This window comes from Affinundibacterium flavidum (genome assembly GCF_014284175.1).
GTDB lineage: Bacteria > Pseudomonadota > Gammaproteobacteria > Burkholderiales > Burkholderiaceae_D > Undibacterium > Undibacterium flavidum.
This window is the reverse complement of sequence record NZ_JACOGA010000042.1, coordinates 1-1,314: the sequence shown is the minus strand read 5'-3', so window position 1 is coordinate 1,314 and position 1,314 is coordinate 1. Positions and strand designations below refer to the sequence as shown.

Here is a 1,314-nt window from a genome sequence, read left to right as displayed (position 1 = left end):
TGACCCGTCCTGAAATAGATTGACAGTTTTCTTCGTAATGGAAAGGAACGTCAATGAAATCGACAGAACGCAGGAGTCAAAGAGATTACACCTTAGCCTTTAAATTGTCAGTGGTTGATCAGGTAGAAAAAGGCGACATGACCTATAAACAAGCCCAAACGCGCTATGGGATACAAGGTCGATCTACCGTTTTAGTGTGGTTACGCAAACATGGTACGCAAGATTGGCATAATATGGGTTTAAGGAAAAATCTCAATTTAGCCATGTCCCAAGAACCATTACCCCTGACGCCGGAACAACGGATCAAAGAACTTGAGAAACAACTCAAGATCGCCAATGAAAAAGCGCAGCTATTTGAAGCCATTGTGAATGTCATTCGAGATGACTTTGGGATCGCCATTCCAAAAAAGCATTTAGGCAAGTCCTTGAGCACAAAAAAACGCCTCAAATAAGTATTAGCAAGGCTTGCCATTATTTTGGTTGGACACGTCAGGCATATTATCAACAAATAGCACGCGACCAAGGGCGTCGAATTGAGCATGAACAAGTGCTCGAATGGGTGACGAAAATTCGATTGCGTCAGGCGAAAATTGGCACGCGTAAGCTACATTATTTACTGCGCGAGAAACAGCAACAAGTGGGTATTAAGCTGGGGCGAGATGCCTTATTCCATCTTCTCAGAATGCGGCATTTACTGATCAAGCCAAAGCGTGCTTATCATAAAACCACGCACAGCCATCACCGTTTTTACAAGCATCCCAACTTACTCAAAGCAGGTTCTGGGCAAGTGCTCGCTTCGAAACCAGAACAAGTCTGGGTCGCTGATATTACCTACATACCAACGACTGAAAAGTTTGTTTATTTGAGCCTGGTGACGGATATCTATTCAAAAAAGATCGTAGGGCATCATGTCCATGCCAGCCTGCAAACAGAGGAAGTGAGCGTGGCTTATCGACGTGCGTTACGTCATAAAAGCAGCGTATCCGATCTGATACACCACTCAGATCGAGGCATTCAATACTGCTCCGCTTATTACCAACAACTGCATGAGAAATTCAAAGTACGATGCTCGATGACCGATGGGTACGACTGCTATCAGAATGCCGTCGCTGAACGAGTCAACGGCATTCTCAAAGGAGAGTTCTTGTTACAAACGCCCTCAAGTCTAGCGCAAGCACGAAAGCTCATCGCACAGTCCATTCAAATCTATAACAACGAACGGCCACACTCTAGTCTCAAAAACAAAACGCCCAATGAGGTTCATCGAGCGTGTTTGCAACACTTTTAGTTGTCAACTTATTTTAGGACTAGACA

General features: G+C 44.4%; 1 protein-coding gene. It reads left to right on the top strand.

From position 1 onward, the window contains the following. The first annotated feature begins 53 nt into the window (after positions 1–53). Positions 54–1,288 (top strand): IS3 family transposase gene (locus tag H8K55_RS21260; protein WP_230408755.1). Its coding sequence is split into 2 segments (ribosomal slippage): positions 54–402 and positions 402–1,288, totalling 1,236 coding nucleotides; the frame shifts between segments, so codons are not numbered across the junction. Positions 1,289–1,314: the final 26 nt, after the last annotated feature.